The sequence below is a fragment of the Dyella sp. LX-66 genome, assembly GCF_018599165.1.
In the GTDB taxonomy this organism is placed as follows: Bacteria; Pseudomonadota; Gammaproteobacteria; order Xanthomonadales; family Rhodanobacteraceae; genus Dyella_D; species Dyella_D marensis.
Genome location: NZ_JAHFVJ010000002.1, coordinates 399,781 through 416,654, shown reverse-complemented (window position 1 = coordinate 416,654; position 16,874 = coordinate 399,781). Strand labels below are relative to the sequence as shown.

The window sequence follows — 16,874 nt, the reverse complement described above, 5'->3', positions numbered from 1 at the left end:
CGCCTGCATGCTTGAGAAAAAATATCCCTACTACCTGGCCAACAAGGCGCAGACCTCCAAGGAATGGATGGACGTACTGGACAAGTACAGCGGCAAGGTCGCCACGCGCGTGGCGGTGCCGGACGCCAAGGCCACCGAGCAGGCAATCGCCGCCGCGGTGAAGGCCGCCGAGCCGATGCGGCAGTTCAAGCCCTGGGCGCGCCAGGCCGTGCTGCAGCATTGCGTGCAGCGCTTTACCGAGCGGCGCGACGAGCTGGCCTATGCGCTGTGCGTGGAAGCCGGCAAGCCGATCAAGGATTCGGCCGGCGAAGTCACCCGCCTGATCGAGACGTTCAGCATCGCCGCCGAAGAAGCGGTGCGCACCAACGGCGAAACCATCAACCTGGAAATCGCCAAGCGGCTCGATGGCTACCACGGCTATACCAAGCGCGTGCCGCTGGGGCCGGTGTCCTTCATCACGCCGTTCAACTTTCCGCTCAACCTGGTGGCGCACAAGGTTGCGCCGGCGATCGCGGCCGGTTGTCCGTTCGTGCTCAAGCCCGCCGAACGCACGCCGATCGGCGCGCTGATCATCGGCGAGGTGCTGGCGGAAACCGATCTTCCCAAAGGCGCGTTCTCCATCTTGAACCTCGATGGCAAGCACGCTTCGCCGCTGGTGGAGGATCCGCGCTTCAAGCTGCTGTCCTTCACCGGCAGCCAGATCGGCTGGGACCTCAAGACCCGCGCCGGCCACAAGAAGGTGACGCTGGAACTGGGCGGCAATGCGGCCTGCATCGTCGATGCGGACCAGCAGCCGCGGCTGGACCACGTGATCGAGCGACTGGTGTTCGGCGCGTTCTATCAGTCGGGCCAGAGCTGCATCAGCGTGCAGCGCATCTACGCGCACGAAAGCCTGTACGACGAGCTGAAGAAGCGCCTGGTCGCGGCGGTGAAGAACCTGAAGGCCGGCGATCCGAAGAAGAAGGAAACCTTCCTCGGCCCGATGATCGACGAAGCCGCGGCCGAACGGCTGCATGGCTGGATCGAGGAAGCGCGCAAGGCCGGCGGCAAGGTGCTGTGCGGCGGCAAGCGCAAGGGGCCGATGCTGGAGGCCACCTTGATGGAGGGCGTGCCGCGCGATGCGAAGGTCAACCGGCAGGAAGTGTTCGGGCCGTTCGCGCTGCTGGCGCCGTTCAAGACGCTCGACGACGCCATCGCGATGACCAACGACTCCGACTACGGCCTGCAGGCGGGCATCTTCACCGACAGCCTGGCCCATGCCACGCGCGCGTGGAACGAGTTGGAACAGGGCGGCGTGATCGTCAACGACGTGCCGAGCTTCCGCGTGGACAATATGCCGTATGGCGGCGTGAAGCTGTCCGGCGCGGGGCGCGAAGGCGTGCGCTATGCGATCGAGGATATGACCGAGATCCGCCTGATGGTGATGCGCGAGGGCTGAGCGCAACTCTCGCGTAGGTTGGGGTGAGCCGCAGGCGAACCCCAACGATGCGATACGTCCAATGTTGGGGTTCGCCTGCGGCTCACCCCAACCTACGCCACGCTCGCCTCCACCCTCAAGCGCACCACATCCCGCAGCGGCGGCGCGCCGAAATGCCGGCTGTATTCGCGGCTGAACTGCGACGGGCTTTCATAGCCCACGCGATGCGCCGCGGTCGCCACGTCGCAACGCTCCGACAGCAGCAGCCGCCGCGCCTCCTGCAGGCGCAGCTGCTTCTGGTACTGCAAGGGACTGACCGCCGTCACCGCACGAAAATGGTGATGCAGCGACGAGGTCGACATGTTCACCTGCGCCGCCAGATCGTCGATGCGCAACGGCCGCTGGTAGTGCTCGCGCAGCCACTGGATGGCGCGGGTGATCTGATGCCCTTGGCTGCCCGCCGTGGCGATCTGCGCCAGGCGCGCGCCCTGCTCTCCCGTCAGCAGTCGATACAGCAGCTCGCGCTCAAGCAGCGGCCCCAGCACAGGTAGATCCTGCGGCGTCTCCAGCAGGCGCACCAGGCGCAGCACCGGATCGAGCAGGTCGCCGGTGACCGGGCTCAGCGCGATACCGCGCGAAGTAGCGGCCGCCGCACGCGCCGCGCGCACTTCGGGCAGCAGCTCGCGCACGCGCGGCAGATCGAAACGGATCTTGAGGCACAGGCAGGGCTCGTCCGGCTCCGCGCGCGACACCTGCGCGAGCACCGGCACGTCCACCGAGGTAAGCAGATAGCGGCCCGGCTCGAACACCAGCGCCTCCTGCCCCAGCACGATCTGCTTGGCGCCGCGCAGGGCCAGGCCGAAGCTGGGCTCGTACAGGGTGCAGGTGGGCGTGCTGGTGGAGTCGGCGCGGAACACCGAGAGCGGGCCCCATGGCGTCTCATAGGTACCCTCGCCGGGGGCGTATCGTTCAATCCGCGCTGTCAATTCCTCGCAACATTCCTGCAGATGCGGCGGGATCGATTCGTATAAAGGCTTGTGCTGCATGGGCTTGCACCGTAAAGCGACAGGCGTATTTTGCCTATTTCTACGACCCGTGGCGACCTTACCCAAACCACTTTGCAGGATCGGGCAACGATCTCGCAGTATCCGGCTAACTCCGCGCGGGAGCGGCGGCCCATACTTTTCAGGTCACCAGCCACCCTAATGACCTAGGAGCATCGCCCCATGGCCCTGACCATCCAAGGCTACGCCGCACAGTCCGCCACCACCCCGCTGGCACCGCACCGCTTCGAGCGGCGCGATCCGCGTCCGGACGACGTGGTGATCGACATCCTGTATTGCGGCGTCTGCCATTCCGACATCCACCAGGCCCGCAACGAGTGGCACAACAGCATCTATCCGATGGTGCCGGGCCACGAAATCATCGGCCGCGTCAGCGCGATCGGCGCGCAAGTGAGCAAGTTCAAGGTCGGCGACATGGTCGGCATCGGCTGCATGGTCGATTCCTGCCAGCACTGCGACGCCTGCCACAAGGGCCTTGAGCAGTACTGCGCCGAAGGCGCCACCTGGACCTACAACGGCATCGACCGCCGCGACGGCATGCCCACCTTCGGCGGCTATTCCGAGCGCATCGTGTCGTCCGAGAAGTTCGTGGTGAGCATCTCCGACAAGCTCGACCCCAAGGCTGCTGCGCCGCTGCTGTGCGCCGGCATCACCACCTGGTCGCCACTGCGCCACTGGAAGATCGGCAAGGGCAGCAAGGTCGCCATCGTCGGCCTGGGCGGCCTGGGCCATATGGGCCTGAAGTTCGCCAAGGCGATGGGCGCGGACGTCACCCTGTTCACCCGCACGCCGGATAAAGAAGCCGAAGCGCGCCGCCTGGGCGCCGACCACGTGGTGCTGTCCACCGATCCGGCGCAGATGAAGGCTGTGTCGCGCGCGTTCGACTTCATCCTCGACACCGTGCCCAGCCCGCACGACCTCAACCCCTACCTGGAAACGCTCAACATCGACGGCACGCTGTGCCTGGTCGGCCTGCTCGAACCGATCGAGCCGGCGGTGCAGGCCCACAACGTCGTGCTCGGCCGCCGCTCGATCGCGGGTTCCGGTATCGGCGGCATCGCCGAGACGCAGGAGATGCTCGACTACTGCGCCGAGCACGGCATCGTGTCGGATATCGAGATGATCGATATCCAGAACATCAACCAGGCGTACGAGCGCATGCTCAAGAGCGATGTGCGGTATCGGTTCGTGATCGACCTTGCTTCGTTGAAAAAGTCCGCGTAACGCCCGGCGTAGGTTGGGGTGTGCCGCAGGCGAACCCCAACAAGGCGACGCAACCGGTGTTGGGGGTGGCCAGCGGGTCACCCCAACCTACGCCAAATATGGAGGTGGGGCCTTAGCGCCCCATCTCCTCCAGCTCCATCCCCTTCGTCTCGCGCACCGCCTTCACCACGAACACCAGCGACACCAGCGCGAACAAGGCATACAAGCCATAGGCGAAGCTCAGCCCCAGCTCCGACAGCGCCGGAAAACTGCTGGTGATGATGAAGTTCGCCACCCACTGCGCCGCCGCGGCCACCGCCAGCGCGATCGCGCGGATGCGGTTGGGGAACATCTCGCCCAGCAGCACCCACACCATCGGGCCCCAGCTCAGGCCGAAGAACACCACGTAGGCATTGGCCGCCACCAGGGCCACCATGCCCCACGGCGCCGGCAGGCTCAGCGCCGCGCCGCTGCCGGTGGCCTGCGAGAAGCACCACGCCATCAGGCCCAGCGTCACCGCCATGCCGGCCGAGCCGATCGCCAATAAAGGTTTGCGCCCGATGCGGTCGACCAGGGCGATCGCCACCAGGGTCACCAGCACATTGACCACCGAGGTCACCACGCTGATCGAAAACGCATCGGACTCGCTGAAACCGACCGAGTGCCACAGCGTCGACGAGTAATAAAAGATCACGTTGATGCCGACGAACTGCTGGAACACCGACAGCAGGATGCCCACCCACACCACCGGCAGCAGGCCGGCCACGGAGCCGCGCAGGTCGCGCAGGCCGGGGCGGTATTCGGAACGCAGGCTTTGCGCGATGTCATTGAGCTTGTGCTCGAGCGCGTGCTCGTCGTGCAGATCGAGCACCTGGCGCAGCACCTGCTTCGCTTCGTCCATGCGTCCCTTAGCCACCAGGTGGCGCGGCGATTCCGGCACGCCCAGCACCAGCGAGCCATAGATCAGCGCCGGCACCACCGCCACCAGGAACATCCAGCGCCATGCCTCCAGACCGAGCCATAATTTTTGCGCGGCGCCACCAGCCGTACCCGCCAGCCACGCATCGCTGAGCAAGGCGGCAAAGATGCCCAGCACGATCGCCAGCTGCTGCAGCGAACCGAGCCGCCCGCGCACATAGGCGGGCGAGACTTCGGCGATATAGGTCGGCGCGATCACCGAAGCCATGCCCACGCCGATGCCGCCAACCAGGCGCCACAGCACCAGGTCCCACACGCCCGACGCCAGCCCGGAACCGAGCGCACTCAGCGCCAGCAAGGCTGCCGCCACCTGCATGGTGCGCACGCGGCCCCAGCGATCCGCCAGCGGGCCGGCATACCAGGCGCCCAGCGCCGAACCGAGCAGCGCGCACGACACCGCGAACCCGATGCTGCCGGCGCCCAGCCCGAAGCTGCCGCGCACCGCATCCACCGCGCCGTTGATCACCGCGGTATCGAAACCGAACAGAAATCCGCCCAGTGCCGCCGCCGCGGCGATTAGCACCACCCGCGCGGTCGCGCGGCCCTCCCCTTCGACCATCTCTGCCTTCATGCTGCGGCGCTCCCCGTGCCGTGGATCGGAAACAAAATGTCGGAAACAAACCGGGCCGATTCTGCGTTGCGTGCGTGCGCCGCGTCGATGAATACGTATGCAGCCTTTGCTGCCCCGCAACACGTTTTGCATGCGGATCGAGCCGCCATGCGCGCCACGGCCATGTGCGCCGGTTAAGCTGCAGCGCTTCCCCGTGCGCTGGAACGAACCGATGTCGCTGATCGTACTGCTGCTGCTCTGCCTGCTCGCCTACCTGGCCCGCCGCAAACGCCCGCGGCTGGCCCGCGCCCTGGGTGTGATTGCACTGCTGCTGGTGTTCGCCGTGGGTTGCGGACCGGTGCCGGGCTGGCTGATGCGCGGACTGCAGGGCGACTACGCCAGCGCGCCCTCGTTCCACTGGGGCGCGCGCAACGCGATCGTGCTGCTGGGCGCCGGCACCTTCAAGGATCCGGCGCACGGCACGCTGGAGCCGAGCTTCTTCGCCGACGGCCGCATTCTCGCGGCGGTGGCGCAGTACCAGTCATGCCACGCCGCAGGCGGCGACTGCAAAGTGCTGGCGAGCGGCGGCGACGCGCAGGGCAACGGCGCGCCTGAGGCAGTGGTCTATCGCGATGCGCTGGTGCATGCCGGCGTACCCGCCACCGACGTGCTGGTGGAAGACCGCAGCCTCAGCACCTGGCACAACGCCCAGTACAGCAAGCCGATGCTTGCCGCCTACGCGCCGCAGCGCACCGTGCTGGTCACCTCCGGCCTGCATATGCGCCGCAGCCTGCTGTATTTCGCCCATTTCGGCATCGAGCCGACGCCGGTGCGCGGTGATCTGCTGGAGCCGCTGTGGTCGGTGTATCCGCTGTCGTGGAATTTCACGGTGGCCGATGCGGCGCTGCATGAGTATGTGGGGATCGCGCGGTATCACGTGTACAACGCGCTGGGGTTGAATGCGCCGAAGCTGCGTTGAGGCCGGGCTGCGGCCTCTCTCCATCGAAACGGGGAAAGAGGCCGCAACTACGCTGACGCCAAGGTCAATCGCGCTGGAGTCTGCTGTTTAACTCACGGACCAGCGCATGCAGTTGGCCATGACTCTGCTCCAGCTCCTGGTACCGCTCCGCCTGGGAAGCGAATTCCTGCACCAGTCGCTCATGCGCCTGACGCAGTGCGAGCAGCTGCTCCAGCGTCACTGCATCGTCTATATAGAAGGCCGGCGCCATATTGGTCACCCGCCGCTTGAGCTGCGCATTGCCAACCGAAACGATGTTCGCTTCGAGCGCGTACGAATGCGCCCCCAAGGCCACCGCATTCGTTGCCTCTTCACTGCACCCGGCCCGCTGGCCCAGCGCCACCGTGGACTCCGCTCCGCTGACAGCCTGGTCTCCGATGCAGATGGAATAAATTCCGGCGACCTGTGTCGCCGCACCGATCGCCACGGTGCCGCGAAAAGGCGCCAGCGAGGATTGACCGATAGCAATACCTCTCGATCTCGCCTCGCTACCGTAACCGATCGCGACGCCGGTGTAGTTATAGCCGTCTGAGGTGAGCTCGGACGTTGCCTGCGCGCCGCGACCAATGGCCACGTCGTATGCACCATTGGCAGCGGCTTTGGACCCCACCGCCACGCCGTACTCTTGCAAGGCGCTGGCGCCGCCGCCCAAAGCCAGCGCATCCGTTCCCGCCGCCTCGGCATCGGTCTTGCCATTGACCGCCAGGAAGCGGACCTTGGCCAATACCGGCGAAAGCTGGCCGAACGTGGCCGCATCGGCGGAGTCCTGCCCTTCCGACAGGCCAGTAAGGCGGCGATCGCCCTTGGTCCCGGCGGCATTGATCAGGGTGCCGTCGGTCGTGGCACCGAGCGTCAATGCGCGGGTCGCGGTGTTCTGTTGAATCAGGCCGATACTGCCGCTGCTGATGTGTTCATCCAGTTCACTGATCTGCGCCTTGGCGGCAGCGATGTTCTTTGCATTCCCGGCAATCGCGGTCTCGTTGGCGGCGATCTTCTGGTTGGCGGCGAAGAGTTGGCGGCCGGTCACCGCTTCGTGGCTGGCGGCGGTCAATTCAGCGTCGGCCAGGAAACGAATCGCACGGCGGATCTGCATGGTTCCTACCGAAACGGTGTTGTCCTTGTCGGTCTTCGACCAAGCGCCAAGAGCTACCGCGCCAACGTGGGAGGCTGCACTCGAACCGCCAAGCGCCACGCTTGCCTCCTTATCAGCCGAGGTATTGACCCCGAGCGCGATGACGTGGGCGCCCTTGCCGTGCGCATTGTTGCCGATCGCCACAGCATTGAGTTCGGTCGCAGAAGAATTAGATCCAATCACTACGGAGCGGACGCCATCGCCCCGACTTGCCGGACCGAGCACAACGGCACGATCGCCGATAGCTTTGGTTTGAAATCCTATGGCGACGCCAATAGATGAAGCAGCCGATTCCTGTCCGACAGAGATGCTGGCCAGACCATTGGCCCTTACGTTCCATCCAATGGCGATAGGCCCTGTACTTCCATGCCCGTCGGCGACCGCATTGGGGCCGATGGCGATGGTCGCCTGAGTGACTGCCGAGGCCCCTGCGGAACCACCGGGATAGTCGGTAATTGAAATGAACTTCTCCAGCGTAGCCACAGAAGACTTTGACTCCGGATCGGGATTCATCAGCTCGGCAGGCACACGGCTGGCATTGGTTTCGACGTCTATCGTGGACATATCGGTCTCCCTAACGTGGCGGCAACAATCGAATGGAGCGCACACTCTTTGCTTGTCGCCGTGAAAAAAATGCATGATCGATCACGTCTAATATCGATATGTGTCACAGAAACTGGACCTGTGAATTACACCCATGATTAAGGCCCTTCGCCCATGACCACCCTCGTCTTCGTCCACGGCTGGAGCGTCACCAACACCTCCACCTACGGCGCGCTGCCGCAACGGCTGCAGCAGCAGGCTTCCGCGCAAGGCATGGGCGTGCGCATCGCCGACCTGTGGCTGTCCAAGTACGTGAGCTTCGACGACTCGGTGACCATGGCCGACCTGGTGCGCGCCTTCGACCACGCGCTGCGCGATCTGCATCTGGATGGCCCCAGCTTCGCGTGCATTACCCATTCCACCGGTGGTCCGCTGGTGCGCGAATGGCTGCGTGCGCAGCGCGAGCGGCCGGGGGTGTACAGCACGATCCGGTTGACGCATCTGGTGATGCTGGCGCCGGCCAATTTCGGTTCGGCCTTGGCGCAGCTCGGCAAAGGATTACTGGGGCGCATGCGCTCCGCTTTCGACGGCGTCGAACCCGGGCAGCGCATTCTCGACTGGCTGGAACTGGGCAGCCCCGAATCGCTGTCGCTCAATGTGGACCACATCCACGGCAGCGATCCCGCGGACAAGGGGCAGTTCCTGTTCGTGCTGACCGGCGACCGCCCGGACCGCGCGATGTACGACCACGTCAACAGCTATACCGGCGAGGATGGCTCCGATGGCGTGGTGCGCATCGCTTCCGCCAACCTCAACGCGGCGCATGCCGTGCTCACCTGCAAGAGCAGCGGCGCGAACGCGGACGTGCTGGGCCTGAATCTGGTGCACGCGCCGCGCACGGCGTTCAAGCTGATTCCCGGCGCCTCCCACTCCGGCGAAACGCAGGGCATCATGACCGCCGCGCCCGCCGCCACCATCGACGCCGTGCTGCGCTGCCTGCACGTGGCGGACCGCGCCGGCTACACCGCGCTGTGCGCTGCCTTCGAGGCGGAGAACCTGCAGCGCGATGCCGACAAGGTGGAGCTGGAACCGGTCGGTCCGTTTCCGCCGCGCGTGCATATCCACGATCCGCGCAGCCTGCTGATCGTGCGCCTCGCCGACGAAGCCGGCGAAGCGCTGCCGGATACGCGCTTCCTGCTCGCCGCCGGCACGCCGGCCAATCCGGACTGGATGCCGCGCGGCTTCATGCTCGACCGCCAGGCCAACAGCCGCGCGCCGGCGGTGATTTCGTTCTTCCTCGATTACTCGCTGCTGGCCGGCGACTCGCGCGTGGCCGATCCGCGCAACAGCCGGCAGACCTTGCGGCCGGTGGCGGATGGCCGCCGTCCGTATACCGCGCTGATCCAGCCCACCCTGGTCACCGGGCTGGTGCATCACTTGCCGGCGTCGACGGTGGACGATCTGTTCGCCGCACTGGGCCCGCACCAGACCACCGTGCTGGACGTGGTGCTGCCGCGCAAGGTGCACGAGGGTGTGTTCCGCCTCACCCAGAACCTGGCGCCGGAGGATTTCCGCAAGCCCGATCCGGGCGCCGTGATCGGCTGAAGCAACCCCGCCGGCCGCGCGGCGGCGTTGCATCCGGCGATGACTACCTGCGCACCCGCCCTGCCCGCCGCTTACCCGCGCGGCCGATTTCGCTTACCCTCGCCGGCCATGGATACCGCGGTGGACGAGGACGCGACGCTGATGCTGGCCTACGCGCAGGGCGACCTGGCTGCGTTCGAGGCCCTGTACGCGCGCCATCGCGGCACCTTGTACCGCTTTTTGCTGCGCGCCTGCCGCCAGCCGGCCATGGCCGACGAACTGTTCCAGGAAACCTGGAGCCGCGTGATCGCGGCTCGCGAGCGCTACCAGCCGCAGGCGAAATTCACCACCTGGCTGCTGCAGATCGCGCATAACCTGCTGGTGGACAGCTACCGGCGCAAACGGCCGACGCTGGACGGCGAAGCAGGCGAGCATGCGATCGCGCAGATGGAAGCGCCGCTGCAGGAGCAGCCCGAGCATGCGCTGTCGGATTTCGAACAGCGCCGCCGCCTGCAGCGCGCCATCGAGCAATTGCCGGACGAGCAGCGCGCCGCCGTGCTGCTGCGCCTGGAGCAGGAACTGAGCCTGGAGGAGATCGCCGAGGTCACCGGCGTGGGCCGCGAAACCGTGAAGTCGCGCCTGCGCTATGCCATGAACAAACTGCGCGAGCAGCTGGCCGAATGAATACGCAGCTTCCCCCCGACAACGGCAACGATCTCCCCGATAAGGGCCGCCTGCCCGGCGAAGACGAGCTCGGCGCGCTGTACCGCAAGCTCCCGCGCAAGGAGCCCGGCCCCGCGCTCGACGCCGCCGTGCTGCGCGCGGCCGCGCAGGCGATCCGCGCCGACCAGCCGGCGGCAGCCAGCGCGCGCGCGCCGAAGCGGCCGCGCTGGCCGATCGCGCTGAGCAGCGCGGCGGTGCTGGTGCTTGCGGCGGGACTGGGCTGGCGCATGCGCGATATGCCGGCGAGCGTGCCGGCCGCGCAGCCGGGTGCGGTGACCGTGCAGGAAGCGGCGAAACCGGCGGCTCCCACCGTGGCAGCGGCGCCTGCGCCTGAAGTCCAGGGCGATGTTGCGGAAAGCCCCGTTCCCCTGCCTGAGAAAGCCGCGCCGCCAGGCATCGTTGCGGCGCGAGTCCGCCAGACCGACGGCGTGGCGGCAAAGCGTGCCGCTCTCCCGGCTTCCGCCGTGCGCAACGCGCCCTTGCAGGAACAGGCCGCGCTCGCCTCCGCGCCGATGGCTGCGACACCCGCGCCTGCCGAACCGCCCGCGCCCGCCGCAGCTGCCGCCGAGCTGCGCGCCTACGCGCCGAAACAGGCCGAGCCTGTCGCCCAGGGCTATGCCGCCAACCAGCAGGCCGCGGACCGCCGTGCCGAAGCCGCAGCGGACGTCATGGCGACACCCGCCGCACCGCCGCCCGCCGACGACACCGCCCGCAACGCCCAGGACACTCCCGCGCAGGAACTGGACAAGATCCGTCGCCTGCTCGCCCAGCGGCATCGCGACGAAGCGCGCCAGCGCCTCGCCGACTTCCACCGCGACCACCCCGACTACACGCTGCCCGACGACCTGCGCACTCTGCTGCTCACGCCATGAGCCTGAGCTATACGCTGGCCGGTCCCTGCCAGCATCTGGAAGACATCAAGAAAAGCCGCTTCCTCGCCCAGGCCGCACCGGTGGATACGCCGGAGGCAGCGTTGGCCTTCGTGCGTCAGGTAAGCGACGCGGCCGCCACGCATAACTGCTGGGCCTACCGCATCGGCCAGGACTACCGCTTCAATGACGACGGCGAACCCGGCGGCACCGCGGGGCGGCCGATCCTGCAGGCGATCGAAGGCCAGGGCATCGACCGCGCGGTGGTGGTGGTCACGCGCTGGTACGGCGGCATCAAGCTCGGTGCGGGCGGACTGGCGCGCGCTTATGGCGGAACGGCCGCGGAGTGCCTGCGCCTGGCCGAACGCGTGGCGATCGTCGCGATGGCTCGCCTGGGTTTGCAGTGCGAATTCGCGGAGCTGCCGCTGCTGAAGGCGCGGCTGAAGGAATGCGAGGCGCAGATCGACGAGGAACACTTCGGTGCCGATGGCGTCGAACTGGTGCTGCGCCTGCCGGAAAGCCGCGTGGCGGAGGCGCAGGCGCGGATTATCGATATCACGCGTGGGCGCACCACAGCGAAGCGGTTGGATTGAAGCGTGAGCCCCTCTCCCGCCGGGAGAGGGGTTGGGGTGAGGGTACGGGCGGAGCGAAAGAGTGATGTGCTCCGCTCCGGCCGAACCCTCATCCGGCTGCCGCCACCTTCTCCCGGAGGGAGAAGGATTCCAACGTGGGGACAGACGTAATTGCACGCCTCACCCGCGCCAACGCACGCTTCACCGACTGCCCGCAAAACGCCACACCCCATCGCTTGCCGCCGCCATCTGCGCTTCGCACAATCGCGCGCTTCGCCTGCCGTGTTTCAAGGGACTGATTCCAGCCATGCACCGCCTGCCCGGCCTCGACCTGCTGCGCGCCATCGCCATCGTGTGGGTGATGCTGTTCCATTCCTACATCGTCGGCGGCCTCGGCGACTCGTGGAGCTGACTGGAAAACAACGGCTGGGCCGGCGTGGATCTGTTCTTCGTGCTCAGCGGCTATCTGATCGGTTCGCAGTGGCTCAAACCCCTGGCCAACGGCAGGCCGCCCGCGTTCGGGCGCTTCTATCTGCGCCGCGCGCTGCGCACCATGCCGGCCTTTTTCGCCGTGCTGGCGGTGTACTTCGCGTTTCCTTCCATGCGCGAGGCGCCGGGCATCCAGCCGTTGTGGCAGTTCCTCAGCTACACGGTCAACTTCCTGATCGACTACCGGCACAACCAGGCGTTCTCGCATGTGTGGTCGCTGTGCGTGGAAGAACATTTCTACCTGCTGTTCCCGCTGCTGGCCTGGTGGGTGGCGCGGCGCGGTTCGCTGCGCACATTCGTGGCGCTGTGCGTGTTGCTGCTGGCCGGCGGCATGGCGCTGCGCGGCTGGCTGTGGCTGCATATGGGCGAGCGGCCGTTCGTCGAGGTGATCTACTACCCGACCTGGAACCGGCTCGACGGACTGCTCGCCGGCGTCGTGCTCGCCACCATGCAGGCCTACCGTCCGGCCTTGTGGGCCGCGCTGCAGGCCCGCGCGAACATCGCGCTGCTCGCGGGCCTCGTGCTTACCAGCATCGCGCTGGCGATCTTCCAGGACCGCGCCGGCATGCTCGCCTCGGTGCTCGGCTATCCGCTGCTTTCCTGGGGCCTGGCCCTGATCGTGGCCGCGGCCACCAGCCCGGCCTGCTGGCTGGGCCGCCATCGCGTGCCCGGCATGGGCTGGCTGGCGCTGGTCTCGTACAGCCTCTATCTCGATCACAAGCTGGTATTTCACGCGGTGCAGAGCTGGCTTGCCGCGCATCCGTCGATTCAGGGCGTGAGCGCGTTTGCCCTCTATGCGGCCTGCACGCTGGCTGGCGGCGCGCTGCTGCACTACGCGGTGGAAGCGCCGTTCCTGCGCCTGCGCGACCGCCTGCAGCGCCGCCCTGCTGCGCGGCCGGTACTGGCGCCGACGTCGGCCGGGGCCTGAGCGTCGACGTTGTCGCAGCATCACCCTTTTTGCCATGGGCATGTGATTGAATCGCCGATCCGGACCCCCATGTCCCACCGGTCCAGACCCGGCGAAGCCCATGAGCGAAGAACCCCAGGCGAACGACTCCTCCCCCAAGCGCCGGCTCGGCGCGCTGCGCCAGCTCTGGCCCTTCCTCAAGCCGCATCGCGCACTGGCGATCGGCTGGCTGGTGTTCCTGGCGATCTCCTCCGGTTCCACCCTGGTGCTGCCGATGGCGGTGCGCCACATGATCGACCAGGGCTTTGGCGCGTCCAACGCCGCCACCATCAACCTCACCTTCCTGGGCCTGTTCGGCGTGGCGCTGGTGCTGGCGGCGTCCACCGCGGCGCGCTACTTCTGCATCACCCTGCTGGGCGAGCGCGCGCTGGCCTCGATGCGCGCCAAGCTGTATTCGCACGTGATCCGCCTGGATGTGGGCTTCTTCGAGCGCAGCCGCGTCGGTGAACTGATTTCCCGCCTGGGCACCGACACCGAAGTGGTGCAGGCGCTGATCGGCTCGGGCATCTCGGTGGCCTTGCGCAGCATGGTCACCCTGGTCGGCGCGGTGGTGGCGATGGTGTGGACCATCCCGCGCCTGGCCGGCTTCACCGCCCTGGTGATCCCCGCGATGATGCTGCCGATCCTGGTGTTCGGCCGCCGCGTGCGCAAACTCTCGCGCGCCAGCCAGGACCGCCTGGCCGATGCCGCCGCGATCGCCAACGAAACGCTCAACGCCGCGCCCGCGGTGAAGGCCTATGCGCGCGAGGACATCGAGAGCACGCGCTACGGCAGCGCCATCACCCGCGCCCTGGCCACCGCGCGCAAGCGCATCGGCACGCGTTCGCTGCTGACCGCGGCGGTGATCGTGCTGATGTTCGGCGCGATCACCCTGGTGCTGTGGATCGGCGCGCGCGACGTGCTCGCCGGCGACCTCACCCCCGGCCTGCTCAGCCAGTTCGTGCTGTATGCGATCTTCGCCGCCGGCTCGGTGGCCGGCCTGTCCGAAGTGTGGGGCGACGTGCTGCGCGCTGCGGGCGCGATGGAGCGCATCGGCGAACTGCTCGGCGAGCGCGCCGAAGTGACCAGCCCCGCGCAGCCCCAGCCGCTGCCCAAGCCGGTGAGCGGCGCGCTGCATTTCGAGCGCGTGGCCTTCCACTATCCCAGCCGCCCGGACGCCCCGGCGCTACACGATTTCGAACTGCGCATCCGCCCCGGCGAGACGGTGGCCCTGGTCGGCCCTTCCGGCGCCGGCAAGAGCACGGTGCTGGCCCTGCTGCTGCGCTTCTACGATCCGCAGGGCGGCCGCATCACGCTCGACGGCGTCGACCTGCGCGCCCTGGCGCTGCCGGACCTGCGCGGCGCCATCGCCCTGGTGCCGCAGGAAACGGTGATCTTCAGCGGCACCGCCGCCGACAACATCCGCTTCGGCCGCCAGGACGCCAGCGACGACGAAGTGCGCGACGCCGCGCGCGCGGCCGAGGCGCACGAGTTCATCAGCGCGCTGGATGGCGGCTATGGCTCGGAGCTGGGCGAGCGCGGCGTGCGCCTGTCGGGCGGACAGCGCCAGCGCGTGGCGATCGCGCGCGCGATCCTGCGCGACGCGCCGCTGCTGTTGCTGGACGAGGCGACTTCGGCGCTGGATGCGCAGTCGGAGGCGGCGATCCAGCAGGCGCTGGAGCGGCTGGAGAAGGGACGCACCACGCTGGTGATCGCGCATCGCCTGGCCACCGTGCAGCGCGCCGACCGCATCGTGGTGATGGATGGCGGGCGCATCGTGGCGCAGGGGACGCATGAGAGCTTGCTGGCGGAAGGTGGGCTGTATGCGGAGCTGGCGAAGCTGCAGTTCGCCGCCTGAACCGATCTCACGCTGGCGTAGGTTGGGGTGAGCCGCAGGCGAACCCCAACACCAGCAGCATCAGGCGCATCGTATTGTTGGGGTTCGCCTCCGGCTCACCCCAACCTACGCATTCAGGGCTGCGACCAGCGCCCGCACCTGCTCCACATCGCTGCGGATCTCGCCGCCTTCCATATCGTGCAATTCCGGACGCCGGTGCCGCATGCCGGAAGGCAGCTGGCGCTTGGCCGATGCATGCAGTTCGGTGGCGCCAGTCGCTTCCGCCAGCGCCGCAATGTTCTGCGCCGTCACGCCCGCTCCCGGCATCACCGCGATGCAGCCATCCGCCCGCTGCACCAGCCGCCGGATCAAGGGCGCGCCCTCCATCGCACTGGCTCGTGCGCCTGAAGTCAGCACGCGCTCGCAACCGAGCGCGATCAGGTCTTCCAGTGCCTGCTCCGGATCCGCGGTGAGATCGAACGCGCGATGGAAGGTCACGCCCATCCCGCCGGCCGCGCGCATCAGCGGCTTGCAGCGTTCGCTGTCGACGCGGCCATCGGCATCGAGCACGCCGATTACCACGCCGTCGCAACCCAGCGCGGCGCAGGTTTCGATATCACGCTGCATCATGTCGCATTCGACGTCGCTGTAGAGAAAGTCGCCCGCACGCGGGCGCACCAGCACATACAGCGGAATATGCAGGCGCTCGCGCACCATCGCGATCAGGCCGGCGGACGGCGTGAGGCCGCCCAGTTCCAGGCCGGTGCACAGCTCCACGCGCCCCGCGCCGCCCTCCTGCGCGGCCTGCGCGGAGGCGACCGAATTGGCCGCCACTTCGAGCAGGCAGCGGCCGGCCATCAGTACACGCTCTTGGACGGGAACAGCGCGTCCTGCTTGCCGCCGTCGCATACGGCGTAGCTGAAACCGGACTGGATCGCGAACGCGCCGACTTCGCCCTCGCGGTTGATGGCGAGGAAGCCCACCTGCAGATCCTTCGAAGCCTGCGGGCGCTTCTTGACGATGCGCATCACCGCTTCCTCGCAGGCCTGCTGCGGCGAGCGGCCCTGGCGCATCAGTTCCACCACCAGGAAGCTGCCGGCGTTGCGGATCACTTCCTCGCCCACGCCGGTGGAGGTGGCGCCGCCGACGTCGCCGTCGACATACAGGCCGGCGCCGATGATCGGGCTGTCGCCGACGCGGCCGCGCAGTTTCCAGGCCATGCCGCTGGTGGTGCAGGCGCCGGCCAGGCGGCCCTGCGCGTCGATGGCGAGCATGCCGATGGTGTCGTGGTTGTCCTTGCCGCCGGCGCCCTTGCCGTAGTCGTGCACTTCGCTGTTGGCGCTGGGCTGGTAGTGGGCGGTCTTCAGCCACTCGTGCCAGGCTTTTTCCGATTCCGGCGTGAGCAGCTTTTCCTTCTTGAAGCCCTGCTCGATCGCAAACTGTTGCGCGCCCTCGCCCACCAGCAGCACGTGCGGGGTGCGCTCCATCACGCGGCGCGCGACCTGGATCGGGTGGGCGATGCCTTCCAGCGCGGCGACCGCGCCGCAGCTGCCGTTGCCGTCCATGATGCTGGCGTCGAGGCTGACGTGGCCGTCGCGGTCCGGATAGCCGGCGCGGCCCACGCTGTGATTCTTGAGATCCGCCTCCGGGATCATCACGCCGGCTTCCACCGCATCCAGCGCACGGCCGCCCTTGGCCAGCACGGCCCAGGCGGCGAGGTTGGCGGGCACGCCGAAGTCCCAGGTGGAGATCACCCGCGGCTTGCGGCCGCCGCTGACGCCGCCGGTCTTGCTCTTGGTCTTGGCCTCGGCCGAGGCCGGCGCGATGCGGGAAGCCAGCGCCGCGGCGGTGACGCCCAGTGCTGCGGTCTTGAGAAAGCGGCGGCGGTCGGCCATCGGGCGTCTCCAGGCAGAGGAAAAAAGGTCGCCCGAGAGTACAGGCGAACGCCT

Annotated in this window: 13 protein-coding genes and 1 pseudogene; 9 read left to right on the top strand and 5 right to left on the bottom strand. The window is 67.6% G+C overall.

Annotated elements, in window-relative coordinates; all coding sequences use genetic code 11:
* Nucleotides 1–7: 7 nt before the first annotated feature.
* Complete coding sequence (locus KK141_RS05470) at nt 8–1,438, top strand: aldehyde dehydrogenase family protein (RefSeq protein WP_214570321.1); 1,431 nt, start codon at nt 8–10, stop codon at nt 1,436–1,438.
* A gap of 92 nt (nt 1,439–1,530) precedes the next feature.
* On the opposite strand, the gene KK141_RS05465 is transcribed toward KK141_RS05470, so the two are convergent.
* Nucleotides 1,531–2,334 carry an AraC family transcriptional regulator gene (locus KK141_RS05465; protein ID WP_345777562.1) on the bottom strand — a complete coding sequence of 268 codons (804 nt, stop codon included), beginning with the start codon at nt 2,332–2,334 and terminating at the stop codon, nt 1,531–1,533.
* Between the two features lie 309 nt (nt 2,335–2,643).
* Here KK141_RS05465 and KK141_RS05460 point away from each other — a divergent pair, with 309 nt between their 5' ends.
* Nucleotides 2,644–3,705, top strand: a complete 1,062-nt coding sequence (locus KK141_RS05460; RefSeq protein WP_214570323.1) for an NAD(P)-dependent alcohol dehydrogenase — start codon at nt 2,644–2,646, stop codon at nt 3,703–3,705.
* Between the two features lie 112 nt (nt 3,706–3,817).
* Here the strand turns inward: KK141_RS05460 and KK141_RS05455 are convergent, their stop codons facing one another.
* On the bottom strand, nt 3,818–5,233 hold the full coding sequence (locus KK141_RS05455) for a sugar porter family MFS transporter (RefSeq protein WP_214570324.1): 1,416 nt from the start codon (nt 5,231–5,233) through the stop codon (nt 3,818–3,820).
* 220 nt (nt 5,234–5,453) lie between these two features.
* On the opposite strand from KK141_RS05455, the gene KK141_RS05450 reads away from it, so the two are divergent.
* Nucleotides 5,454–6,191, top strand: a complete 738-nt coding sequence (locus KK141_RS05450; protein ID WP_214570448.1) for a YdcF family protein — start codon at nt 5,454–5,456, stop codon at nt 6,189–6,191.
* Nucleotides 6,192–6,255: 64 nt separating this feature from the next.
* Here the strand turns inward: KK141_RS05450 and KK141_RS05445 are convergent, their stop codons facing one another.
* On the bottom strand, nt 6,256–7,926 hold the full coding sequence (locus tag KK141_RS05445) for a hypothetical protein (RefSeq protein ID WP_214570325.1): 1,671 nt from the start codon (nt 7,924–7,926) through the stop codon (nt 6,256–6,258).
* A 153-nt stretch (nt 7,927–8,079) separates the two neighbouring features.
* On the opposite strand from KK141_RS05445, the gene KK141_RS05440 reads away from it, so the two are divergent.
* The 6 genes and pseudogenes from KK141_RS05440 (at nt 8,080) to KK141_RS05415 (ending at nt 14,946) form a co-directional block, all read left to right on the top strand.
* Nucleotides 8,080–9,510, top strand: coding sequence for a phospholipase (locus tag KK141_RS05440; protein ID WP_214570326.1), 1,431 nt, complete (start codon nt 8,080–8,082; stop codon nt 9,508–9,510).
* Between the two features lie 108 nt (nt 9,511–9,618).
* Nucleotides 9,619–10,173, top strand: coding sequence for an RNA polymerase sigma factor (locus KK141_RS05435; protein WP_214570327.1), 555 nt, complete (start codon nt 9,619–9,621; stop codon nt 10,171–10,173).
* Complete coding sequence (locus tag KK141_RS05430) at nt 10,170–11,084, top strand: hypothetical protein (RefSeq protein ID WP_214570328.1); 915 nt, start codon at nt 10,170–10,172, stop codon at nt 11,082–11,084. The genes KK141_RS05435 and KK141_RS05430 overlap by 4 nt, the downstream gene beginning before the upstream one ends.
* A complete protein-coding gene (locus KK141_RS05425) occupies nt 11,081–11,674 on the top strand; it encodes a YigZ family protein (RefSeq protein ID WP_214570329.1) in 594 nt (197 codons plus the stop codon). Before KK141_RS05430 ends, KK141_RS05425 begins: the two co-directional genes overlap by 4 nt.
* A 286-nt stretch (nt 11,675–11,960) precedes the next feature.
* Nucleotides 11,961–13,070, top strand: a pseudogene (locus tag KK141_RS05420) (acyltransferase).
* A gap of 100 nt (nt 13,071–13,170) precedes the next feature.
* Nucleotides 13,171–14,946 carry an ABC transporter transmembrane domain-containing protein gene (locus KK141_RS05415; RefSeq protein ID WP_214570330.1) on the top strand — a complete coding sequence of 592 codons (1,776 nt, stop codon included), beginning with the start codon at nt 13,171–13,173 and terminating at the stop codon, nt 14,944–14,946.
* 105 nt (nt 14,947–15,051) lie between these two features.
* On the opposite strand, the gene KK141_RS05410 is transcribed toward KK141_RS05415, so the two are convergent.
* Nucleotides 15,052–15,783: a copper homeostasis protein CutC gene (locus KK141_RS05410; protein ID WP_214570331.1), complete on the bottom strand. Its 732-nt coding sequence runs from the start codon at nt 15,781–15,783 to the stop codon at nt 15,052–15,054.
* Nucleotides 15,783–16,820, bottom strand: coding sequence for a N(4)-(beta-N-acetylglucosaminyl)-L-asparaginase (locus KK141_RS05405; protein ID WP_214570332.1), 1,038 nt, complete (start codon nt 16,818–16,820; stop codon nt 15,783–15,785). The genes KK141_RS05410 and KK141_RS05405 overlap by 1 nt, the downstream gene beginning before the upstream one ends.
* Nucleotides 16,821–16,874 lie beyond the last annotated feature (54 nt).